4 protein-coding genes and 1 tRNA gene are annotated in these 5,493 nt (G+C 70.9%); 3 read left to right on the top strand and 2 right to left on the bottom strand.

All coding sequences use genetic code 11. The annotated features are described in order from the left end of the window. The first annotated feature begins 56 nt into the window (after window positions 1-56). Both ABZ281_RS35760 and ABZ281_RS35755 read left to right on the top strand, forming a co-directional pair. Window positions 57-1,343 (top strand): hypothetical protein, encoded by a 1,287-nt coding sequence (locus ABZ281_RS35760; RefSeq protein ID WP_356662232.1) that lies wholly within the window; start codon window positions 57-59, stop codon window positions 1,341-1,343. A gap of 120 nt (window positions 1,344-1,463) precedes the next feature. Continuing rightward, window positions 1,464-2,621, top strand: a complete 1,158-nt coding sequence (locus ABZ281_RS35755; RefSeq protein ID WP_356662231.1) for an amidase domain-containing protein — start codon at window positions 1,464-1,466, stop codon at window positions 2,619-2,621. A 19-nt stretch (window positions 2,622-2,640) separates the two neighbouring features. On the opposite strand, the gene ABZ281_RS35750 is transcribed toward ABZ281_RS35755, so the two are convergent. Both ABZ281_RS35750 and ABZ281_RS35745 read right to left on the bottom strand, forming a co-directional pair. Beyond that, window positions 2,641-4,041, bottom strand: a complete 1,401-nt coding sequence (locus ABZ281_RS35750; protein WP_356662230.1) for a hypothetical protein — start codon at window positions 4,039-4,041, stop codon at window positions 2,641-2,643. A 74-nt stretch (window positions 4,042-4,115) separates the two neighbouring features. Further along, on the bottom strand, window positions 4,116-4,889 hold the full coding sequence (locus tag ABZ281_RS35745) for a DUF4097 family beta strand repeat-containing protein (protein ID WP_356662229.1): 774 nt from the start codon (window positions 4,887-4,889) through the stop codon (window positions 4,116-4,118). 212 nt (window positions 4,890-5,101) lie between these two features. On the opposite strand from ABZ281_RS35745, the gene ABZ281_RS35740 reads away from it, so the two are divergent. Next, window positions 5,102-5,173 (top strand) — tRNA-Val (locus ABZ281_RS35740). Window positions 5,174-5,493: the final 320 nt, after the last annotated feature.

The following is a 5,493-nucleotide window of genomic DNA, read 5'->3' as shown; positions in this document are numbered from 1 at the left end:
CATCCACCTGCCCGGCGCCCACAACCGTCCCCTCGGCCACCTGCGCACCGCCGTGCCTGCCCGCAAGAAGGCCGCCGTCCGGCCGCCGCCGCCGACCTCGCGCACCCCGCCGTGCCACGCCCCCGGGGGTGCTGACCCTGGCGGCCCTCCTCGTCGTCGCGTCCCTGGTCGCGGGCTACCTGGTTCTGACCCGCTCGGACACCACCACCCCGACGGCCTCCTCCGGGGCCCGCAAAGAGGCCTCCGCGAAACCGGACCCGGAGCCCCGGTGGGACGGCCGCACGAAGGTCCTCGGCGACGGCTCCACCTCCTACACCGGCCCGCCGAAAGGCCAGTTGAAGCCGGTGCCGCTCAAACCGGGTGAGAAGCCGCCCCAGTTCGTGGTCTTCTCCTGGGACGGCGCGCTGCAGGGCGACGACGGACTCTTCTCGCACTACCGGGAGCTGGCCGAGGAGTACGACGCCCACATGACCTTCTTCCTCACCGGCATCTACCTGCTGCCCAAGGCCAGGAAGGAGCTCTACTCCCCGCCCCAGCACGCCAAGGGCTCGGCCGCGATCAGCTTCGCCACCGACGAGCACATCCGCACCACGCTGGAGCAACTCGGCAAGGCGTGGCAGGACGGCAACGAGATCGGCACCCACTTCAACGGCCACTTCTGCGGCAAGAAGGGCGGCGGCGACTGGAGCGTCGAGGAGTGGAAGAGCGAGATCGACCAGTTCTACGCGTTCACCGAGAAGTGGAAGACCAACACCGGCTTCCAGGACGTCGACCCGCTGCCGTTCGACATCAGAAAGGAGGTCACCGGCGGCCGGGCGCCCTGCCTGGAGGGCCAGAAGAACCTGCTGAAGGCCGCCGAGGACTACAAGTGGCGCTACGACGCCAGCTCCGCGGGCGACTTCCAGATATGGCCGCGCAAGAAGAACGGCATGTGGGACTTCCCGCTGCAGATGCTTCCGTACGACGGCGGCAAGTACCAGGGCCTCTCGATGGACTTCAACTTCCTCTACAACCAGTCCGACGGCGAGACCGAGGGCGACCCGGCGAAGTACCCCGAGTGGGAACAGCAGACCGTCGCCTCCTACATGTCCGGCTTCAACCGCGTGTACTACGGCAGCCGGGCCCCGCTGTTCATCGGCAACCACTTCGAGGACTGGAACGGCGGCATCTATATGCGGGCCGTCGACCAGGTCATCAAGGACATGTGCACCAAGAAGGACGTCAAGTGCGTGTCCTTCAGGGAGCTGACCGACTGGCTCGACGTGCAGAAGCCCGGGACCCTCCAGCGGCTGCGCGGCCTGGACCCGGCGCAGTCGCCCGACTGGTCGACGGTCGTGAAGTAATCACGCCAAAGTAACGGCCGCAACACCCTTCACAGCAGCCACACACTCCATGCAAGGATCTCGTACCCCGGCAACCCTTTGGCCGGGGCAAGAGGGGAAACACCAGTGAAATCACGGAAATTGAGCGGGACGCGCCGCCGCGTCACGATAATCGGGGCCGCGGCGACCTCGGTCGTCGCCGGAGTCGCCCTGCTGCCCAACTGGAGCGCGGGCGCGGCGGTCGTCGACGATCCGACGGTGGACGCGCGGACCAAGGCCACCTTCCAGCGGCTGGCGGACGCGGTCTTCACCGACCGCACCAACGCCCTGGTCGACGGCGGGCGGGCCGGCGCGGACAAGCCGCTGACCGACGGCTTCTCCGGGGATGTCGCGCTGTCCTCCGGCACGGCCCGCACCGAGGACGCCACCCGGTCCGAACTGGGGCAGCGCAAGAAGAGGCTGGCGAAGGCCGGCGAGACGTACGGCAAGGCCAGCACCACCGTCACCCTGAACGCCACGCGGGTGACGGGCCGTACGGCCAAGGCGGACGTCACCGAGACCACGACCCTGACCTACGCCCGGGCCCGCGGCAACGCGCCGAAGACCACCGGATTCCAGGCCCGGCACGAGCTGACCTTCAAGGCCGACCGGCAGGGCGACTGGCGGCTGACCGGCATCCGCGACACCGAGCAGGGCGGTCTCGCGGTGAACACGCTCTCCAAGCCGGCCGCCGTCAAGGCGACCACCGCCGCGGACAACACCACGCCGAACGCCCCGCGCGCGGCGATCACCCGCAACCCGGCCGCCGCCCCGAAGACCGCCACGACGTACGACTACAAGGCCATGGCGGCCTACGCCGAGAAGCACTGGAACGTCTACAACAAGGACTACCCGGACTTCAGCGGTCACGGCGCCGGCGGCGACTGCACCAACTTCGTCAGCCAGTCCCTGAAGGCGGGCGGCTGGAAGCACGCCCCCGGTTACGTGTACGACTACACCAAGTGGTTCGGCAACGCCGACATCCAGTCCGACTCCTTCGTCGGCGTCAACGAGTGGTCCTGGTTCGCCCAGAACTCCAAGCGGACCACGCCGCTCGCCAACGTCTTCCAGCTCGAGGTCGGCGACGTCCTCCAGATGGACTTCGACCGGGACGGGTCCAAGGACCACACGATGATCGTCACGTACAAGAGCCGCGGTGTGCCGTACGTGACCTACCACTCCAACAACACCCTCCGCAGGTCGGTGGCGAGCCTCGTCGCGTCGTACCCGAACGCGTACTACTACGCCTACCGCACCTGAGACCGGGCGGGGGCCGGGCTCAGTGCCCGGCCCCTCGCTCCTCGCGGATCCCGGAGACCACGTGGGCCACCGCCCGGCGGACCGCTTCCGTCTCCGTGAGGAAGTGCCAGTAGTCGGGGTGGCGCCCCTCCAGGGTGGCGACGGCGCGGTCCAGGCGGGCCACGGCGTCGTCCAGGGGGCGGGCGTGGCGCGGGTCGGGGGTGTTGCGGCCGGCCATGGCGAGGCGCTGGGCGTCGCGGATGGCGAAGCGGGTGCGGTCGATCTCCTGCTGGGGGTCCTTCTGTACGGCGTTCAGCCGGTGCAGGCGGTCACCGGCGGCCGAGACGGCCTCGTCGGTGCTGTTCAGCAGGGCCCGCACGGTCGACAGCAGGGCCGTGGCGTCGGCCCAGCGCTGTGCGCCGCGGGCGGTGTGGGCCTCGGCCAGTTTCGCCTCGGCCTGGCGGACGTTCTCGGCGGCGGCGTCGGGGACGTGCTGCAGGTCCTGCCAGCAGGCCGCGGTAAAGCGGCGGCGCAGTTCGCTCAGGGTCGGTTCGACCTGCTCGGAGCGGGTGGTGAGGGCCTGGGCGCGGGTGCGCAGGGAGACGAGACGGTGGTCGATCTCGGCGGCGCGGTCCGGCAGCCGCTCGGCCTCCACGCGGACCGCCTCCGCCTCGCGGGTGACCCGCTCGGCCCGCTCCAGGGTCTGCGGGACGCCGTGCTGTCCGGCGCCCTGGTTCAGCTTGGTGAGCTCCGGGGCGAGCACGGCGAGCCGGGCGGCGAGGTCGTCCGCCGTCAGACCGGACGCCCGGACGGAGTCGAGGGCGTTGGAGGCGGCGAGCAAGGCCTGGCGGGCCCGCTCGACCGCGGGGGCCAGACGGGCCAGCTGCGTCTCGGCCTTGCCGAGGAGGGGGCCGAGGCCGTCGGTGAACCGGTCGAGCTCCTGCTTGACCCGGCCGAGTTCCTCCTTGGCTGCGGTCAGCTCGCTGCGGGCGCGGGAGGCTGCGGAGGCCTCCAGGTCGTCGCGGTCGAGGTCGTGGGCGTCGACGGCGTTGATGTAGCGGTGGCTGGCCTCGTCGATGCGGTTGCCGAGGGCGTCGAAGTCGGCGACGGCGCGCCGCGCGGCGGGGGAGTCGTCGACGGCGGTGATCGTCTCGATCGAGATGCGCAGGTCGCGCTGGGCGGTGTCGAGCTCGTAGAAGGCCGCGGCGGCGGCGTCCTTCGCCGCCTGTGCCTCGGCCCGCTGGTTCTCGGCCCGGCCGCCGAACCAGCGCCTGGTGCCCCCGCCCGCGAAGGCGGCGGGCAGGGCCAGCGCGGCCAGCAGCGGAAGCCCGACCACGGTGAGCGTGTCACGGAGCGGGCCGGGGGTGCGGGGGATGCGGCGGCGCGCACGATGTGCGCGCGGCACCGACGGCGAGTCCGGCTGTCCTGGTGTCGCCGTCACATCCCTCTCCCGTGCTGTGGTCCACCCTGCCCGGTGTCATTCTCCCACCGGTTAAGGACGAACACACGGGGCGGTCAGTTCGCTGTTCGGACCGTCACTTTGCCGTCGCCGGTGTGGGCGGACACCACATGGGCGCTGGTTTCGTCGCGGGGCACGGACACATCGACGCCACCGTCACCGGTCTCGGTGGTCACGCGGTAGGTGGCCCGGGGCACCGCGATGGTCACAGAGCCGTCGCCGCTGCGGGACTCGACGCGGTCCGGTACGACGCCGAGTTCGAGACGGACGGAGCCGTCGCCGGTGTGGGTGCGGACGTCGCGGGAGGAGACGTCCGCCCGGATGGAACCGTCGCCGGTGCGCAGCTCCAGGGGGCCGGTGGTGTCGGTGACGCGGACGGAGCCGTCGCCCGTGCGGATGCTGAGGGAGTCCCGGAAGCCCCGGGCGCGGACGCTGCCGTCGCCGTCCTCGACCTTCACGGTGATGCCGCGGGGCACCTCGATGCGGTGCTTGGCCGAGCAGTCGGCGACGATGCCGGAGCACTTCAGGCGCAGCACCAGGCGGTCGTCCCGCATGTCCCAGGTGACCTCGGGTTCATTGCCGACGACGACCGACCCCTTGAACCACCGGGTGACCCCGACCTTGCCCGCGCGGTTGCCGTCGGCGGCGATGATCTCCAGGGCGGAGTCGTCGGAGTCGACGGTGAGGGTGCGGCCCTGGAGGCCGAAGGACCGGTGGTCGGGGTCCGTGTCGTCCCCGGCGGACGCGCCGCAGGCGCTGAGCCCGGCGACGAGCACCACGACGGCACCGGCGAGGGCGACGGTGCGGGCGGTGGCGGTGCGTGTGGTCATGACGATCTCCCCCTGGACGGACGACGGGCGCTCTGGGGCGCTCTACGACCGTATGGATCGGGGGCCCGCCGGGGGATCCGGGCCACTCCCGGATCAGGGGTGGGGTTAACCCCAGCCGCGGGACCCGCCACGGCCCCGCGAAACGGGTTTGCGGGACCGTGCCCCGGGCCATGTAGGCTGTCGACTCGTCCTGGGCGCGCGGCCCGGGAGCCGGGTGCGTAGCTCAGGGGTAGAGCGCCTGCCTTACAAGCAGGATGTCGGCGGTTCGAAACCGTCCGCGCCCACGTGGATAAGTAGCAGGTCAGAGGCCCCTCAGGATCTTCCTGGGGGGCCTTCCCTGTGATCGAAGTCCACATAGAATCCACAACCCCAAGCGATCATGTTTCCTCGTCACCCATTCGGGGGACTTGATCAACGGGGCGTGAGGCTTACGCTTCCCAGACAGGACGAGGACGGCGCGGCTCCCCACCGCGCGCCAGACACAGGCTCGTCGTCACCTGCGGGATCCGGCCTGGGGAGGATCGGCCCGCAGGTCGTGCATGACGCGCTGGCCGACGGTCGTGGAGATCAGGGTCTGCAGGACTCCGAAGACGCTGGTGAGGAC

Origin of the sequence: Streptomyces sp. NPDC006265, from assembly GCF_040613555.1 — a bacterium.
Lineage (GTDB): Bacteria > Actinomycetota > Actinomycetes > Streptomycetales > Streptomycetaceae > Streptomyces.
This window is presented reverse-complemented; position numbering and strand designations above follow the sequence as displayed.

Bases quoted from the DNA above. Each gene is read 5' to 3' on its own strand.
- ABZ281_RS35745 (WP_356662229.1), bottom strand. From the start codon at position 4,889: ATGACCACACGCACCGCCACCGCCCGCACCGTCGCCCTCGCCGGTGCC.